This window comes from Glaciecola sp. MF2-115, from assembly GCF_047250385.1.
Taxonomy (GTDB): Bacteria; Pseudomonadota; Gammaproteobacteria; order Enterobacterales; family Alteromonadaceae; genus Glaciecola.
Genome location: NZ_JBLBVM010000055.1, coordinates 62,467 through 79,483, shown reverse-complemented (window position 1 = coordinate 79,483; position 17,017 = coordinate 62,467). Strand labels below are relative to the sequence as shown.

The window sequence follows — 17,017 nt, the reverse complement described above, 5'->3', positions numbered from 1 at the left end:
TAAGTAATAATACTGGGTGTATTACAACTACCGTGCCAATACGGCGAAAAAAATAAAAAATGGTGAAGCAGCGACATAAAAGTAATGTAAGAAAAGACTACAACATGGGCAAAACTTGATTTCGTCCCAGACTTTTTCCCTCATAAAGGAGATTGTCAGCTCTTTTTATACACTCGTCTACTGAAGAAAAATTATCAATATTAGCAACGCCTGCAGTGAGAGATACTCGAATTGAACTACTTCCTACGATAAAATCTTCATCGCGAATCGTTTCACGGTATTTATTTGCGATATTAATAGCGTCTTTTAACTTTGTATTCGGCAACAAGACAATAAACTCTTCCCCGCCCCAACGCGCCAAAATATCGTAATCGCGCGTACACTCTTGAAGAACTTTTGCAAATTTAACCAGCACTTGATCACCGGCTTCATGACCATACTTGTCATTAATTTTCTTGAAGAAATCAATATCAATTAAAATGACAGAAAAAAGTTCGTTATTTCTTTTGTATTTTGAAAACTCTTTACTAACTGCATCTGTAAAACCTCGTCGGTTATAAACTTGAGTTAATGGATCCAATGTTGTTAGCAAAGTTAATTGATTGTTGGCGAGTTGCAGTTCTGCCGTTTTCTCCTTCACGCGCTGGAATAACATGGCAGAGCGCTGATGCAAGGCGTATGTTCTCCATCTAAATACCAGGAATACAAGTATAATAGTCAGCAGGCCAAAGCAAGTTATAGCCAATGTCGTTTTATACCAAGGTGGAGTAACTAAAACTGGCATGCGTTGGGGATTATCACTCCAAACCCCATACCGATTCGTCGACTTAACTTCGAAGATATAACTGCCAGGATCCAAATTTGTATAGGTTACAGTTCTGTTTTTACTATTTAAGTATTGCCAGCGATCATCAAAACCAATTAATCGATACGCGTATTCGATACTCTCGGGACTGCCAAATTCAAGTGCGGCAAATTCAATACTAATTAAGATGTCTTCTGGAGATAATATTATTTTGGTGACTGAATCGACTATATTTTTGACGCTTCCAAACTTTTCTTCAATGCCGTGGCTGTCGTTACTATTCAGCACTGCCACACGAGTGAACTGTAGATTGGGTATTGAATCGGGTTTATTTATTTCCTCAGGATGGAAATAGGTCGCCCCTTGATCGCCAACAAAAATGATGGTGTCATCACTTTTCACTGCATAGGCACCGATGTAATAGCCATTACTATTAACACCATCGTTTTCATCGAAAACTTCAACACTCTCCGAGGCTAAGTTTACTCTAAAAATAAATTGAGATGTGGATACCCATAAAAAGCCATTATTATCATCCACAACAGCACCAATTGACGATTGAGTGAGCTCCTCATTAGCGAATAAAGGTGAAAACTTAGGGTTCGAATTGCTGTTATCTAATTCTAACAAATGTAAACCATGACCCAGAGTGCCAATATAAAAACTATTTTCATCCCGTTTAGAAATCCATGTAAGCACGTCGTGGGCAAGACTATCACTGTCACTGCTGTCGTTTACAAACTTCCGAATTTCATCAGTCAAAGGGTTAATTAAAAAGAGTCCTCCCGTTGTTGCTACCCACAACTCGTCTTCTGAAATTGGTAAGATTGTAGTCGCCATAGGGATATCATAATACTTTAATACCTCATACGTGTTGCTATCAATGAGTCTTAACCCTTGATGCCGCGAGCCTGCCCATAGGTTGCCATCTTTGTGCATTTGAATCGAATATATGAAGTCGTCTAAAAGCGCAACATCTTCAATATAATCACTACCTTCATCTATCTTTCCAACTCCCTTTTTTGACGCAAGCCAAAGTCGCTGCTTAGTCTCATCGAACACCATTGCACTAATTTTGAAAATTGATTTTTCTATTTGCTTGCGCTGCCACGGTCCTTCAATTGTGCTGTCTTTGTTTACTTTAATTACACCTTGCTTAGTTGAAAGCCACAAAGTGTCATCAGCTTGTTGTGTAATAAAATACGTAAACTCGTGGTGCTTTAAATCTAGTTTTTGAAACATTGATGAATTTAAATCTAAAACACCAAAACCTTTGGTGTATGTACCAAATAAAATTAAACTGGTATCCGTATTGAATAAGCTTTGTATGCTATCTGAACGCTTCGAATTTCCATTGACATTGTGACTGGCAATATTAACGAACTTTATTTGATTAGGATCGGGGAATATGGAAGCACCATTGTTCGTTGCCACCCAGATCGAATTATCATTCATTTGTTCTATATCGTTAATGTAACTATCGGAAAAACCATCTTTAAGCGTTATATTTACGATGTTGCCAAAAGATTGCCCTAGCACGTCTGCCCTATAAATCCCATTACCCGATGTGCCAACCCAAAGAAATCCCGCATTATCTAATGCCAGCGCTGTGGCCTCAATTTGCGTTAAAAGTTCTTCTTGCCATTCACCTGTGTCAAGATTGTAACTTAGTACACCATCGCTACTTGCAACTAAAAGTCTCTTGCCTTGCTGCGATATGACGTCATATATAGTTGAATCCTGATTAGGCATAGAGATAGGCACAAAGCCTACCTCTCCTGATTTTTGCATGAACAATACTTTAGGTGTACTAACAAAAATGTTTTGTTTATTATCAATTAGGATGGTTTGTACTTGTTTTTCGAGTTCACCATCATGCTTTCTTAATTCGACAGCCTCGAAGTTTTGATCGGAAAAACGCAGGACATCTAGGCCGTTAATTGTACCAACCCATAAATCACCGCTTTTTTTATCAACTTCGATACTATAAACGAGTGATCCTGACAGCCCTTTTCCTGCCTCTTGGTGCTGACCAAAATGAGTAAACGTATAGCCATCAAATTTATCGATCCCGGACTGGGTTGCTAGCCAAATATAGCCATCATTATCTTGTGCAATATCATGAACTGTAACTTGAGAAAGGCCTTCTCTAACGCCGTAGTTTTTAATATTGGCAATATCATACTGTGGGGGGGGATTTGCAAAAACGGGTAAGCTCGAGATTGTCCCAAGAATCAACATGCTCATAAAGCAACAGCGTAGACACTTTCTTATTGCCAACATTCAAATTTTTACCCGATTAAATTGAAAACTTTACCAGACATTCAACAACTATGAGCGACGAGCTTTCTGATAACTCCATGGTTCACGCGACTTATTGAATCTATCTCTGTTTTTACTATTCCAGTATATGTTCTTTCGCTTTTTAAGCAAGTTGTTGAACAACTGGCAACTATTCGCTGATTGCTTTCAACTAGCTGTGATTCATCTCACTTCGCTTCAATGTCTTGGATACTATGCTCTTATGTCTTGGATACTATGCTCAAATGAACAAGGGAGGCTCTTCTGCTTTAAAAAATGCGCTCGAGCCCATCCTTGGGGCGCTCACAAAATCACGTCCTGTGATTTTGAAGATTTTTTAAAGCAGAAGAGCCTCCCTTGTTCATTTGTAAGTTTACCAATTATTGTTTTTTCAGCCTTTTTTTTCAGGCGTTTGTTTAATATACATTAGCGTCTTAGTTCTGGTGGTATTGGTAGGTTTTTCTTAAGTGGTTTAGGTCGTGTAGCTTTGCCCTTCTTATAGGCTTTTAGCTGATAAACATAAGCAAGTACTTGAGCGACGGCCATGAACAGTTTGGAAGGAATTTCGCTGTTGGGTTCGGTGCTGTAGTAGATAGCTCGGGCGAGCATGGGTGATTGTACAATTGGTACTTCGTGTGCGTTGGCGATTTTACGAATATGCATTGCCAGTTCATCTACACCCTTTGCAACCATGATCGGTGCGCGATCGCCATCTTGCTCATATTTTAATGCAACAGAGTAGTGCGTCGGGTTGGTAACGATGACGTCGGCCTCTGGCACATCTTGCATCATGCGGTTCGCGGCGGCTTGATACTGCAATCTTCTGATGCGGCCTTTGACTTGCGGGTCGCCTTCTGCATTTTTGCGTTCATCTTTCACTTCTTGCAAGGTCATTTTCATTTCTTTGTTATGCTTGAAGCTTTGGTATGGCACGTCAATTAGCGCGATAGGGATCATACCGCAACATAAAAGTAAGAATGCCCATTCGATCATATTGAGTGCGTGAAAAAGATTTAGTGGATAAAGCTCCATATCCAAGTGCAAGGCTTCATCTTTAAAGATATACAGTGCTAAGTAAGCCATGAAAGCAATCATCACAACTTTACCAATCCCTTTGATTAGCTCAACTAAAGCATTCAAGCCGAACATTCTCTTGAACCCTTCTAGCGGACTTAAGCGATTTCCTTTGGGGGCTGCCGACTTCCATGCAAAGTTGTAACCGCCAAGAGCAATACTGCCGTAGACGCCACCAATTAGAGAGATAATCATGAACATGATCACAGGCAAGCTTGTTTCGCTTGCGGCCATATCGAGAATTTGAAACATGTGTACTTTGTCGTAGGTTTCATCTCGAGAGAGAATGAAAGAGCGCCTGTAAACCTGAAACATTGCATTTGCAATGTAGCTACCTACGAAGAAAAAGGCGATTGCACTGAAAACCAACACCAAAGCTGTAGACAATTCTCGAGATCGCGCAATCTGCCCTTTCTTTCGGGCATCCTCGAGTTTCTTGGGTGTGGGTTCCTCTGTTTTTTCTGCTGAATCATTCGCCATCGTTTATATTCCTAAACAGCGTTAGCAGACCAACAATAGCTTACACATAAATTCTTGTGCTCTCTGCCATTGTTGCTCAAAGTGATAAACTTGGTTACTCAAGGTAATGTAAATAATAACCAAACCGGTTAGTTGAGCGATTGAGAAACCCAAACTAAATATATTTAATTGCGGCGCTGCCTTGGTCATTACACCAAATGCCAAGTTCACAATTAACAATGAAACGATAGGTGCTAAAGACATAGCAACGGCAGAAATAAACATCCACCCAGCCCAGTGGCCGACTAACCTGAATTGCTCTCCGGTCCACCATGGTGAATCTATTGGAAAGGCCTTAAAGCTCATAACGATCATTTGGATCATCGCTAAATGTCCGTCGAAGGTCCAAAACAGCAAGGTAGCCAATATGAGGTAAAACTGACCAACCGCTGGCACACTGATGCCATTAACTGGGTCGACAATTGAAGCGAAACCTAAACCTGTTTGCATCGCAATAATTTGCCCGGCTAGAACGAATGTATTTAGCACCATCATGGAAATAAACCCGATGACAATGCCAATGATTAACTGCTTAATACCTAGAATGAAGGTGCCTAAATTGACCAGGTCATCAACGGGAACTGGCGGAACGTTAGGAACGATCATCAGGGTTAACATCACTGCTAACAAAGTACGAATAGGGGTAGGAATTGTTTTCGCACTAAAGCCAACCATCGCTGCGAATAAGCCTGAAATGCGCATAAATGGCAAAAGGTAGTCTGCAAGGAAGTTTGTTATTGTTGACTCTAGTATTTCCACAGTATCAGCCTACTACCGTCGGAATGCTGTAAACCATCTCAAAAGTGAAATCCATCATCTTTTGTACCAGCCAACTACCACCCCAACTCAACGCGAGTAAAGTGACTATCAGTCTTGGTAAGAAACTCATGGTTTGTTCGTTAATGGACGTGGCTGCTTGGAATACAGCCACGACTAAACCTACAATTAAGCTTGGTACTATGACGGCCGAGACTAAAATAATAACGACCAACATTGCTTCTCTTAAAATTTCGACGAATACCTCAGGACTCATTGCGTCAGACTCCCATTCCGAAACTGGTGGCTAATGTGCCAAATATCAGATTCCATCCATCCACAAGAACAAAGAGCATCAGCTTAAATGGCAGAGAGACGATCATGGGTGATAACATCATCATACCCATCGCCATTAATATCGATGCTACGACTAAATCGAGTATTAAGAATGGGATAAATAACATGAAGCCAATTTGGAATGCTGTTTTTAATTCACTAGTAACAAATGCGGGGATCAAAACAGTTAATGGTACATCTGCAGGATCGTCATACAAACCTTCGTAACCACCAATTTGCACGAATGTCTCTAAATCTTTAACTCGAGTTTGTGAGAGCATGAACGCACGCATCGGTTCTTTGGCGATATTGAATGCTTCCATGGAAGTCATCTCTTCGCTCAAATACGGTTGCAATGCTTTTTCATTAATTTCTTCGAATACAGGAGCCATGATAAACATCGATAGAAACAAACTCACACCAATTAAAATTTGATTGGATGGAGATTGTTGTAAACCAATTGCTTGTCGTAAAATTGACAGTACGACAATAATCCGTGTAAACGAGGTCATCATCATTATAAAGGCAGGTATTAAACTCAATGCCGTCATAATGAATAGTGCTTGCAAGGTCATTGAGTATTCTTGATTGCCGTCTTCAGTTGAAGTAACCGTTATTGCTTGAATACCCTGCTCAGCAAACGCACTGCCACTAAAAACAACGCTGACACCAATCAAGAGCACTAGCTTCGAAAACATAGCCCATGTAAAAAGTTTATTAATCATGAGTTGTTCCTTTCTTTGCGCCAACCATAGTATCCGCCATGGCTTTCACAAGTTTATCTTTAAACGCTAGGTTACTTGGCTGAACTTCGCCTTTAGCTGCTGAAGCCGTTTCGATAGGGTTTTCTAATTTCCCTAACTGGTTAATGTTGTGGGCGGTAACTCCCAATAGGAATTGCTCACCACCTACATCTACTACCAGTATTTTTTCTTTTGCACCCGCAGACATCGAAGCAACCACTTTTAATTGACCATTTCCTGCTTGAGTGACATTAAACCGTCGCGCAACGAAAGCGAGCGCAAAAATAATGGCGACTACCAGTAAAAGGCTAAGAAAAATTGACAGTATTGATGAGGGGTTTTGTAATGTTTGAGGGGTGGAGGCCGAAGCCTCCGCGCTGACCACGCTACAGAATAAAAACAAGAATAGGACGTAAGCCCCTATTTTATAAAGGTTTCTACCTGAGTTTTTTAATTCTCTCGACTTGACTAATAACATCCGTTAACCGAATCCCAAATTTATCGTTGATGACTACTACTTCTCCATGAGCAATCAACGTGCCATTTACTAAAACATCTAGAGGTTCGCCTGCAACTCGGTCCAATTCGACCACTGAACCTTGGTTCAATTGCAGTAAATTTCGGATACTAATTTCGCTACGTCCCACTTCCATAGATATCGTTACTGGGATATCTAAAATAGTGTCGAGCTTTTTCTTTTCAGCAACTGTGATAGGTGCATCTTCTTTCAATTCGTCTAGTTCTGCGGGCTGTGCGCCATCATCGTCGCCGCCACCTGCAGCTTCAGCCGCCATAATTGCGTCAATGTCGTCCTGAGGATCGCCGCCTTCGCCCGCTGCTGCTTCCGCCTCAGCTTGCTCAGCCATCGCCGCTTCCCAATCATCTAAGCCTTCGCCATCTTCACTCATAATATTTTCCTATCTTTTATAAATCTTCTTCTAACACTTGTAATTCAGCGTCGTTATCTATTACTTTGCCATTTCGAGTTAATAACTGTAATTCAGATTTCACCGAAGTAGGCCTTGGAATTTTTTGCGTAATTTTTAATGCAATGTTGTCTCTTGATTTACCTAATTTCGCTCTGAATGTGGGTAAATCCTCAATCAATACTGTCACTGTCTCTGGCATATCAATTGGAATAATATCGCCTTTTTCAAAATTCATGAGGCGTTCAAGCGAAACATTGATATCGAGTAAATGTGTAGTCAGACCAACATGTACATCCATGATTTCATCGCGCAGGGCTTTACTCCACCTGAAGTCAGTATCTTCTTTGTCATTTTGAACCCCAGCGTCAAGCAACTCACGAATAGGCTCTAACATGGAGTATGGCAAAGAAATATGGAAATCTCCGCCGCCACCATCTAACTCAATATGGAAGGAGCTAATCACGACCACTTCTGTGGGGCTAACGATATTCGCCATTGCAGGGTTTACTTCTGAGTCTAAGTACTCAAATGAAACGTCCATGACTGGGCCCCATGCCTCTTTATAATCTTCGAAAATCAATTTAAGCAGCATTTGAATAATTCGGCGTTCAGTTGGTGTGAACTCACGGCCTTCAATTTTAGCGTGATATCGGCCGTCACCTCCGAAGAAGTTATCAACCATAATGAAAACAAGACGTGCTTCCATTGTTATCAATCCTGTCCCCTTCAAAGGACGGAAACGAACCATATTCAAACTCGTTGGCACGAATAAAGTATGCACGTATTCGCCAAATTTAATCATTTGAATGCCGTTTATCGACACTTCAGCTGAACGGCGCATCATATTAAATAGGCTCACACGCATATGCCTTGCAAATCGTTCATTTACGATTTCCAGCGTTGGCATTCTTCCACGTACGATGCGATCTTGAGAAGAGAAATCGTATTCGATGGCAGAACCATCGCTTTCGATTTCCTCGATTTCTTCTTCCTCAACATCGTCAACGCCGTGGAGTAGCGCGTCAATCTCGTCTTGTGATAATAAATCGCTCACATTAATTCTCGTGTTGGCTTACTCAAAATGAGTAATTCTTATAACTAACCGCGCCATGATCATAGTGATCCCAGTATTCGCGGTGACTATTATTTCTGCTGCGCTTACTGAATGACAAATCCAGTAAATAAAACCTGCTCGACAATACTAGAACCTTCCAGCTCTTTCATAACCTGTCGTACTTGCTTTGTGGCACGTTCTTTCAGTTCAACTTTACCCACATCTGTTACTAAATCATCAGCGTTGGATGCGCTGAATACTTGCAATAAGGTACCTTCTATCATCGGTATATGACGCTTTGCCATTTCTTCGCTTTGTACGCCTCTTACCATGAGTTGCACCTCTATTTGAACAATTCGTTCTCTAGCTACGCCAGGAGCATTGAAGGTAAATGGTCTAGGCATAGCCACATACAATGCTTTTCCTTCTGGTGGCGCGTCGGCTTCAATTGAAGTTTCTTCAGCAGCGCCTTCACCTTCTGCAGCCGCAGGCTCTTCTCCCATGAATAAAAAGAAATAAGCACCGCCACCACCACCAAGTAAGACAACCACGATGATAATGATCAGCATTAGTTTGCTTTTCTTCTTACCACCTTCTTCAATTTCTAACTCTTCTTCTGCCATGCCAATGCTCTCTTAAATAATATTTATTTGCGTATATAAATTAGGCCATTCAACAAGTTAATGACACTGCTGTCAGAATTCCGACATGCGACTGTCAACAACACTGACCATATTATACGCTACTTTTAGGCGTAATAATCTATACCGCCTATTCTACCGCCGCTAATACGCTGTTCAACAGCACCGTTGTTGGCGTCTAGATCAAGTTCATCTTCTACTTGTCTTCCATCTTGCGATTGTTGTGCCATATTGCTAGATGCATTGGAATTATTTGCCAAACTATCCTGTTCTGATTGCTGACCAGTACCCGAGCTGTCTTGCTGAACTGATGATTGACCAAGTTCAATACCCTGCTCCTCAAGCATTTCGCGCAATCTAGGCACTGCTTGCTCTAATGCTTCACGTGCTTGTTGAGATTGCACCACGAAGTTAACTGTCGCTGAATCGCCAGACAAATTAACTTTAATATTCATGCCACCTAAATCTGGTGGGTCGAGCCTGATTTCAGCAGATAGATTGCGCGTGTTCATCATCCAACGCACTTTTTCAGTCAGTTGTTGCTGGCCCTCTGGCTTAAATATATTCACCGCTTTTTCGTTCACAACTGTTTGTTGGGCAAGTCGAGTACTTTCGATTTGCTGCTGAGTAATCTCTTTCATACCCTGAACTTCATTCAAACCGGTATTCAAATAATTTTGTTGTTGATTACTTTGATTTAAAGAACTTGCCGCCGCTAAAATGTTTGTGACCTGACTCAGCTGTTTATCCAATGCGACTTCAGTTTTGCCGCTGACTTTAAGGTCCGTCTCAGCTAAAGCATCTGACACTAAGGTTTTTAAATCAATGCCTGGCTCTCGTCCTTGCTTCAACTGTTCTTTCATTTCTTTAACGCCAGACTGCAATGCCGCAATAAATTCCGTCGATTTACCTTCGGCTTTCAAATCTGTTACGACTGACTCGACGCGTGTCGCAATATTGTCAATTGCGCTAGCTTCTGCTTCAGGAGGTAGTTTTGCCAACAATTCACCTTGCTTTTTAGCCGACGTCTTATCTACGGCAACAAACAATGGAGCAACTGGTGCTTTCTCGGTTTTGTCAGACGCTTGGTTTAGCGCCTGTGATACATTGGCACTTAGTTGTTGTGCTTCAGTCTCCGCCAAAATAGATTGTTGTTCATCGTTTGACTCTAGAGGTTTTGGCACAAGATACTCGTCGCTTTTAACAACACTTACATCCGATTCACTTGTTTTTTCATTAACAGTTTCTAAGGTGCTCACTTCCTCTTGAAGTAATAGTTCTTCCAAGGTTTTATCTGCTTCAGCGTTTTCATTAATTACATCTGCATTTTCCACAAGTGGCATAGGAACCTTTTGTGGATCAACAATCTCCAGGGGAGAAGCTTGCAAGAAATCTTTAAGCAAATTGGCATCATCAGCATTCTGACCCTGTTCTTCATTTACATTCTTAGTCGCATCACCTTCCTCTTTGGAAACCAACTGATTTAATAGTTTAGCGATGGCTTTATCTAAGTCAGCCATTTCCTCGCTGTTTAAACTTGCAGGCTCTTCGGAATTGCCACCCGCGGCATTAATCAAAGCTGCCAGCTCTTGCTCACTTAAACTAATTTCTAAAAACTCCGTGTCCGTCGCAGCATCAAGAATTTCGGATGATACTAAACTGGGATCTTTCAGCGCATCATTTGCTGAATCCATTGAAGCAATAGTTTGCGCAAAAATATCCATTGCCGGGTGATTATTTTCAGTATGAAGATCATTGGGAATGATGTGTGATGAGATAGCAGCTGAAGAGACATCATCGAAAGAGGCATCACCTGAAGTAGAAGATAAATCTTTTACTTTGTTCACATAAGAAACCCAATCGAAATCATCAGTAATATTTGACGATTTCAACTCACCTTCTAACAAGCTTTTTTTGTCTGCGCTTAACGCTACTTCTTCAACAGTTGTCTCACCGTTTTGCTTACTTGTTTGACCTTGGTCTGCCAATGCCGATGATTGAAGAGTTTGTTTAGCGTCATTTTTAAGATTAGTATCTTTTTCTGTTTGCTCGCTCGATAGCTGCTTATTATTTTCAGCCGTTTCCTTGAGTCGTTCCTGCTCTTTCATGCTCGCTTCGCGCTGGTCATTTCTTTGCTCTAACTTTTTTTCACTCTCTGCTGAAGCTCTGCGACTGCGCGTTGCAGCCGATTGGTTAGACTGTTCATGTTGACTAAGCGCTTCTTCAAATGCACTTTTAGGTGAATTACCAGCAATTGGCGAACTTTCCGCAAATGAAGAATTTGTTGAAGATTGCTTTACATCTTCAAATGGAATTTTGCTAGCGGCAATACTTGTTTGAGTAGAGGCAAATTGTTGCATAATACTGATTTCATCCTAAGCGTTAAATTTGGACTTATTTAATATTAATCAATATTTACAATAACTTATGATTATTTAAACAAGCGCTTACTAGATGAATTGCAAAGGCTGTACCAACTAGCGCAGATTTGGCTCGCTGCGTACAAACTTTTGAATAGCAATTTCGTCAAACAGTTGCTGCTCTTGGCGTGAGGCCACGCTTGAAGCTTCTTTAACTTTTTTAGAAATTAACATTTCGATGGCTTTGCGTCGCTTTTGTTGCTCAAGCCATTGTCGCTTGCGTTGATCCGCAACTAACACAGCCTGACTCACAAATTGAATTTGCTGTTCACAAGCGCGATCAAGCTTAGCGACAAAGGATTGATGCTGATGCAACTCTTTTGCTTCAACGCCCAGCTGGCCTTTCTGTTGAATGAGTTTTAGGTAATCGAGACGGTACTGTTCAAGGCCACTTAGTTTTTGTTGATTGTCTTGCAGGTTCTTGGCGGCAAATTGATAGTTTTGCGCCAGCTTTTGTTCTTTTTTTGTTTCCAGGTCAGCAACCATATGCAGTTGTTTTAAATTACTCATTTGAAATATGGCTACCTAGCTTGTTGCGCATTTTGACCATGAGCTGAGGCAGCATTTAGCCCGCCATTAAGCGTAGCCATCGACTCTACACATTGCTCAAACGTAATAACTTGCCCCATACTTTGCTGTAAAAAGGCGTTAATTGCTGGCTCTGCTGCAATTGACAAGTCAATGCGATTGTCTGTTCCACGCGCGTAGGCACCAATGCTAATCAAATCTTTGTTTTGCTGATAGGTCGAATAAACTTGTTTGATATTACGTGCTTGTAGAACATGCTCTTCAGCAACAACTTGCGGCATAACTCGGCTAATAGAAGCTTCAATGTCAATCGCAGGATAGTGACCTGACTCGGCGAGTTGACGCGATAACACAATATGACCATCTAGTATTGCACGGGCAGAATCCGCGATAGGATCTTGTAAATCATCCCCTTCTGTTAAAACGGTATAAAAGGCAGTAATTGAACCTTGTAGTTCAGTGCCATTACCCGCTCTTTCCACGAGTGCCGGCAATTTGGCGAAGACTGACGGTGGGTAGCCTTTCGTTGCAGGCGGCTCACCAACGGCGAGTGCAATTTCGCGTTGCGCCATTGCATATCTGGTCAGCGAATCAACCAGAAGTAATACGTCTTTCCCCTGATCTCTAAAATACTCAGCGATCGTTACAGCCGCTTCACAACCCTTAAGACGCATCAAGGGTGAGGTATCGGCCGGTGCGGCAACTACAACTGCTTTTTCACGCTCTTCTTCGCTTAAAATATCTTGAATAAATTCTTTAACTTCTCGACCACGTTCACCTATTAAACCAACAACAACCACATCGGCAGTTGTGCCTCGTGTCATCATTCCCATTAATACACTCTTACCCACGCCACTGCCTGCAAATAAACCCATTCTTTGGCCTTTGCCGACGGTAAGCACAGTGTTTATTGCTCTTACACCAACATCGAGTGGTTGATCTACGGGTTTTCTCACTAGGGGGTTTATTGGTGGTGGTGTTAAAGATGCTTTCTTATTACAGAGTATTGGGCCTTTACCATCAAGGGGTTCGCCATTGGCGTCAATAACTCGTCCCAATAATTCATCCCCAACTGCCAAACCATTTTCATGTGAAAGTGGCTGAACACGTGAGCCAGGGACAATGCCTTTAACAGATTCTGTTGGCATTAAATACGTAACGTCGCCAGAAAAACCGACAACTTCAGCTTCAATTTGTCCTTGACTGGTTTGCACTAAGCAACGACCACCCACAGGCACTTGGCAACCGACAGCCTCAAGTGTGAGGCCCACTCCTCGAATCAGTTTTCCAGAAGAAATAGCGGGTGCTTTTGGCACCTGCTCTTGCAATTGCTTAATTCTATCAGCTATTGCGAGGGTCATGATTCAATCCTTGGGCGTTTAGAAACTGCTCAAATACGTCGGCGCTTCGGCGCTCAATAGACATATCTACCGCGTTATTTTGTGTGCTCAGTTCGCAACCCCCACGTTCAATACTCGGGTTTTCAATAAGCTTCCAATTGTTTTCAGCGATAACTTCCTCTCCAAAGTGTCCCTTCACCATCGCAACATCAATAGGGTTCATCTGAAACTGATACTGGCTTTCTTGAATTGGAAGAACTTTAATACCTTCACTAATCGCACTGAGAATGACGTCTTGTTGCGTTGTCACCTCAACATTAATGACTGCTTTCGCCAGTTTAACCGAAAGGATGACCAATTCTTTTTCAAGTTCTTGATTGATCTGAGCCAAGGGTTTTGCTGCTTGCTCGATAATAGACTGCCAACTTCTTGCCAATTCTTCCATTTGCTCTTGCCCTGCTTGCATGCCCTCAGCAAGACCTTGCTCTTTGCCCTCAGCTAAACCTTGTTCCGTGCCTTCCTGTTTACCTAGTTCGAGTCCTTCAGCGTAACCTTCTTCTTTTCCTAAGGCGAAACCTTCTTCGTAAGCAGCGGCACGAATTTCTTCAATGTCCTTAGCTGTTAAAGGTTTAACTTCTTCCTCAACTTCTGGTGGCTCGTACTTCCATGTTCTGCTTTTATTAAGCGCGTTGGTCGCTGTACTTTCCACGTCAGAATTGACGGTGGGTAAATCCCAGGTTTTTGCCTCATCAAATGATTTATTCGATGCGGCTTTGATAGATTGTGCCTTTGGCTTACTACTTGATATAGTCATTAGACGAATTCTTCACCGCCGCCACCGCCTAGCATAACTTCACCGGCATCAGCCAAGCGACGCGCAATAGCTAGGATTTCTTTCTGAGCGGTTTCAACTTCACTTAAGCGAACAGGACCCATAGCTTCAAGATCATCTATCAACATTTCAGCGGCACGTTTAGACATATTGCCCGTAATCTTATTACGAAGCTCTTCGTCTGCGCCTTTGATTGCTTTCATCAAGCTTTCTTGCTGAGTTTCACGCAATATCGCTTGAATGCCTCGGTCATCAACATCAATAAGATTATCGAATACGAACATGAGATCTTGAATTTGCTGACTCATCTCTTCATCCGTTTCGCGAATGGCATCCATCAACTGACCTTCGATATTGGTATCAAGGAAGTTCATGATATTCGCCGCAGATTTCAATCCGCCCATCTTCGCAGCTTGAGCACCAGCTTGACCGGCAAACTGTTTCTCCATGATCTCATTAAGTTCTTGTAGCGCGGCTGGTTGAACTTCTTCTAGGTTGGCAACACGCATCAATAAGTCTAATCGTACTTTCTCTGGGAACTGCGCCAAAATTTCGGCAGATTGTTCCGGCTCCAAGTAAGACATAACGATTGTTTGGATTTGAGGATGCTCATTTCGAATGATAGTAGCAACTTGCTTAGAATCCATCCATTTAAGTGACTCTAGGCCTTTCGCACCGCTACCCGTCATAATTTGGTCGAGTAGATGTGCTGCTTTGTCTTCGCCTAATGCCGAAATTAATGCACCGCGCACGAAGTCTTGGCTCTTGAAGCCAATCGTCGAGTAGTTTTGAATTTCATCAATGAAGTGTGTATGCACAGAAGTAATTTTATCCTGTGTCATATCATCCATGGCCGCCATAGCTGCACCTAAAACTTGTACTTGCTTAGGTTCCATGAATTTTAAAATTTGTGCAGCATCGTCTTCCGATAAGCTCAACAACAAGATTGATGCTTTTTCTACGCCGTCTAGTTTGTTGACGTCGTATGCCGGAGGGCTTTCTTTTACAACTTCGTCTTCAGCCATATTATTTACTCCTTATTCGTCTTGTAGTAACCAACCGCGAACAACTTGCGCTGATAACTCAGGCTCGTTGGCTACAAGAGCACGTACGGCTTTTAACACATCTTCGTCTTTACGCAGATTAGGTAGTTTTAAAGAACCGTCTGCGGCGAAACCAATTTGAGTTTCATCAAATTCATCATTCAGCATCGCAAGTGGATCTTCACCTAAGTCTAAATCGGACTCGTCGAACTCATCATCCACAATATTGTTCTCTGGGAAGATAAGCTTAGTGAGCATTGGGCGAACCACAAAGAAAATCAAAATGATAATGACCAATGCACCTAATACTAGCTTAAGTGTAGGCATAAATCGCTCATGTTCCCACAAAGGTTTATCAGCTGCTTCACCCAACTCTATTCTGTTGAATGGAATGCTAACCACTTCAAGGGAGTCACCTCGAGTTACGTCAAAACCGATACCGCCTTGCAACAAGCGACGAATATTTAGTAATTGCTCCTGACTCATAGGGACGCTAGTCACCGTGCCATCGGCTGCTGTAGAGGAAACATGGTCCACTGCAACGGAAACACTTAGGCGACGAATAACACCGGTTTGCTGCTTGGTATGACTTATCGTTGTATCTAATTCATAGTTACGTGTTTGTTCTTTACTATTGCTGCCTGGCAATGGTGAACCGTTGCCACCTCCCGTTGCATTTTCAGGAATATCGGAATCAAGTGGAGGCTGATTTGACAAAGCACCCGGAATACCAGCAATAACATTCCCTACATTATTCTGTTCAGATATCATCTCGCTTCTAACAGCAGGAAGGTCGGGATTAAAGCGACGTTGTGTTTGCTCAACTGCTGTGAAGTCCATGGTGACGTCGGTTTGCGCCGTGTAGTTGCCTAAGCCTAAAACTGGAATTAAGATAGAGTCAATCTTCTCCATGTATTCCAACTCACGCTTTTTCTCTAATTCATATTCTTTTCGAGCAGCTGATGCGCCTGCGTCTTGTGAGCCTGAGTTGAGTAGTCGACCATTATTGTCTGTGACGGTTACTCTGCTTGGCTCCATACCTTGAACAGCAGAAGCTACGATATCAACGATAGAGTCAACTTCTTCGCGTGAAACGACATTACCTCGACGCGCTGTCACAACCACTGTAGCGCTCGCTTTCTTCTCTCGACGTGCGAATACATTTTCTTTAGGTAAAGCGAGAAGCACACGCGCTTTACCTATTGCGTTCATATCTTCAATTGTGCGTGCAATTTGTTGCTCACGAGCATGTTTTAAGCGCTCCATTTCAACACGTTGGCTAACACCAAAGCCCATGTCAGTCATGATAATGTCGGTGCCCTGAGAGGCCTCATTATTAATTCCCTGACGAGCCATTCCAAATTTTGCATCATTAAACTGGGCTTCTTCTACGTAAACAGTATTGCCTTCCAGTTTGTAGTGTATTTCGCTCTGATCGAGATAGTCTAAGGTTTCAATAAGTTCTTGAGTCGGCATTTGAGCCAAAGGGCGATATGTCGGTTCTTTAGACCAAAGAAAAACGAAAATGGCGATGACGATACAAATAACCAAGGTAACCACCAAGGTAATTTGACGAACCATCTCAGTAGTGCCTAACTGGTCCATGAGACGTGGTTTACTCTCAACCATATCGTCATTGCCATCTAGGTTATCTGAAAGTGTTAATTCTGTACTTGCTGCTTCAGCCACGACTTAT

The 17,017-nt window shown here is 42.1% G+C and carries 15 protein-coding genes; all 15 read right to left on the bottom strand.

The features are described from left to right. Positions 1-97 precede the first annotated feature (97 nt). The 15 genes from ACKLNX_RS13535 to fliF all read right to left on the bottom strand — a co-directional run bounded on the left by ACKLNX_RS13535 (position 98) and on the right by fliF (position 17,010). Positions 98-3,052, bottom strand: coding sequence for a diguanylate cyclase (locus ACKLNX_RS13535; RefSeq protein WP_412972753.1), 2,955 nt, complete (start codon positions 3,050-3,052; stop codon positions 98-100). A 480-nt stretch (positions 3,053-3,532) separates the two neighbouring features. Continuing rightward, the gene (gene flhB, locus ACKLNX_RS13530) at positions 3,533-4,660 is read right to left on the bottom strand and encodes a flagellar biosynthesis protein FlhB (RefSeq protein WP_412972752.1); all 1,128 of its coding nucleotides are present in this window, start codon (positions 4,658-4,660) and stop codon (positions 3,533-3,535) included. Between the two features lie 21 nt (positions 4,661-4,681). Further along, entirely contained in the window at positions 4,682-5,458 is a 777-nt protein-coding gene (fliR, locus tag ACKLNX_RS13525) for a flagellar biosynthetic protein FliR (RefSeq protein WP_411694174.1), read from the bottom strand. A gap of 4 nt (positions 5,459-5,462) precedes the next feature. Next, on the bottom strand, positions 5,463-5,732 hold the full coding sequence (gene fliQ / locus ACKLNX_RS13520; RefSeq protein WP_411694175.1) for a flagellar biosynthesis protein FliQ: 270 nt from the start codon (positions 5,730-5,732) through the stop codon (positions 5,463-5,465). A gap of 4 nt (positions 5,733-5,736) precedes the next feature. Further along, positions 5,737-6,489 carry a flagellar type III secretion system pore protein FliP gene (gene fliP, locus ACKLNX_RS13515; protein WP_411694258.1) on the bottom strand — a complete coding sequence of 251 codons (753 nt, stop codon included), beginning with the start codon at positions 6,487-6,489 and terminating at the stop codon, positions 5,737-5,739. A gap of 19 nt (positions 6,490-6,508) precedes the next feature. Continuing rightward, on the bottom strand, positions 6,509-7,012 hold the full coding sequence (fliO, locus tag ACKLNX_RS13510) for a flagellar biosynthetic protein FliO (protein WP_411694176.1): 504 nt from the start codon (positions 7,010-7,012) through the stop codon (positions 6,509-6,511). Next, positions 6,972-7,442, bottom strand: a complete 471-nt coding sequence (gene fliN / locus ACKLNX_RS13505) for a flagellar motor switch protein FliN (RefSeq protein ID WP_411694177.1) — start codon at positions 7,440-7,442, stop codon at positions 6,972-6,974. The genes fliO and fliN overlap by 41 nt, the downstream gene beginning before the upstream one ends. Positions 7,443-7,458: 16 nt before the next feature. Further along, on the bottom strand, positions 7,459-8,517 hold the full coding sequence (fliM, locus tag ACKLNX_RS13500) for a flagellar motor switch protein FliM (RefSeq protein ID WP_411694178.1): 1,059 nt from the start codon (positions 8,515-8,517) through the stop codon (positions 7,459-7,461). Positions 8,518-8,621: 104 nt separating this feature from the next. Next, the gene (fliL, locus tag ACKLNX_RS13495) at positions 8,622-9,140 is read right to left on the bottom strand and encodes a flagellar basal body-associated protein FliL (RefSeq protein ID WP_411694179.1); all 519 of its coding nucleotides are present in this window, start codon (positions 9,138-9,140) and stop codon (positions 8,622-8,624) included. Positions 9,141-9,265: 125 nt separating this feature from the next. Next, positions 9,266-11,518 carry a flagellar hook-length control protein FliK gene (locus ACKLNX_RS13490; RefSeq protein WP_412972751.1) on the bottom strand — a complete coding sequence of 751 codons (2,253 nt, stop codon included), beginning with the start codon at positions 11,516-11,518 and terminating at the stop codon, positions 9,266-9,268. A gap of 117 nt (positions 11,519-11,635) precedes the next feature. Continuing rightward, positions 11,636-12,088, bottom strand: a complete 453-nt coding sequence (gene fliJ, locus ACKLNX_RS13485) for a flagellar export protein FliJ (RefSeq protein WP_412972750.1) — start codon at positions 12,086-12,088, stop codon at positions 11,636-11,638. Between the two features lie 11 nt (positions 12,089-12,099). Beyond that, a complete protein-coding gene (gene fliI, locus ACKLNX_RS13480; protein WP_412972749.1) occupies positions 12,100-13,467 on the bottom strand; it encodes a flagellar protein export ATPase FliI in 1,368 nt (455 codons plus the stop codon). Beyond that, the gene (gene fliH / locus ACKLNX_RS13475) at positions 13,448-14,260 is read right to left on the bottom strand and encodes a flagellar assembly protein FliH (RefSeq protein ID WP_411694184.1); all 813 of its coding nucleotides are present in this window, start codon (positions 14,258-14,260) and stop codon (positions 13,448-13,450) included. Before fliH ends, fliI begins: the two co-directional genes overlap by 20 nt. Continuing rightward, positions 14,260-15,303, bottom strand: a complete 1,044-nt coding sequence (fliG, locus tag ACKLNX_RS13470; protein WP_411694185.1) for a flagellar motor switch protein FliG — start codon at positions 15,301-15,303, stop codon at positions 14,260-14,262. Before fliG ends, fliH begins: the two co-directional genes overlap by 1 nt. Before the next feature lie 12 nt (positions 15,304-15,315). Beyond that, on the bottom strand, positions 15,316-17,010 hold the full coding sequence (gene fliF / locus ACKLNX_RS13465) for a flagellar basal-body MS-ring/collar protein FliF (RefSeq protein ID WP_411694186.1): 1,695 nt from the start codon (positions 17,008-17,010) through the stop codon (positions 15,316-15,318). Positions 17,011-17,017 lie beyond the last annotated feature (7 nt).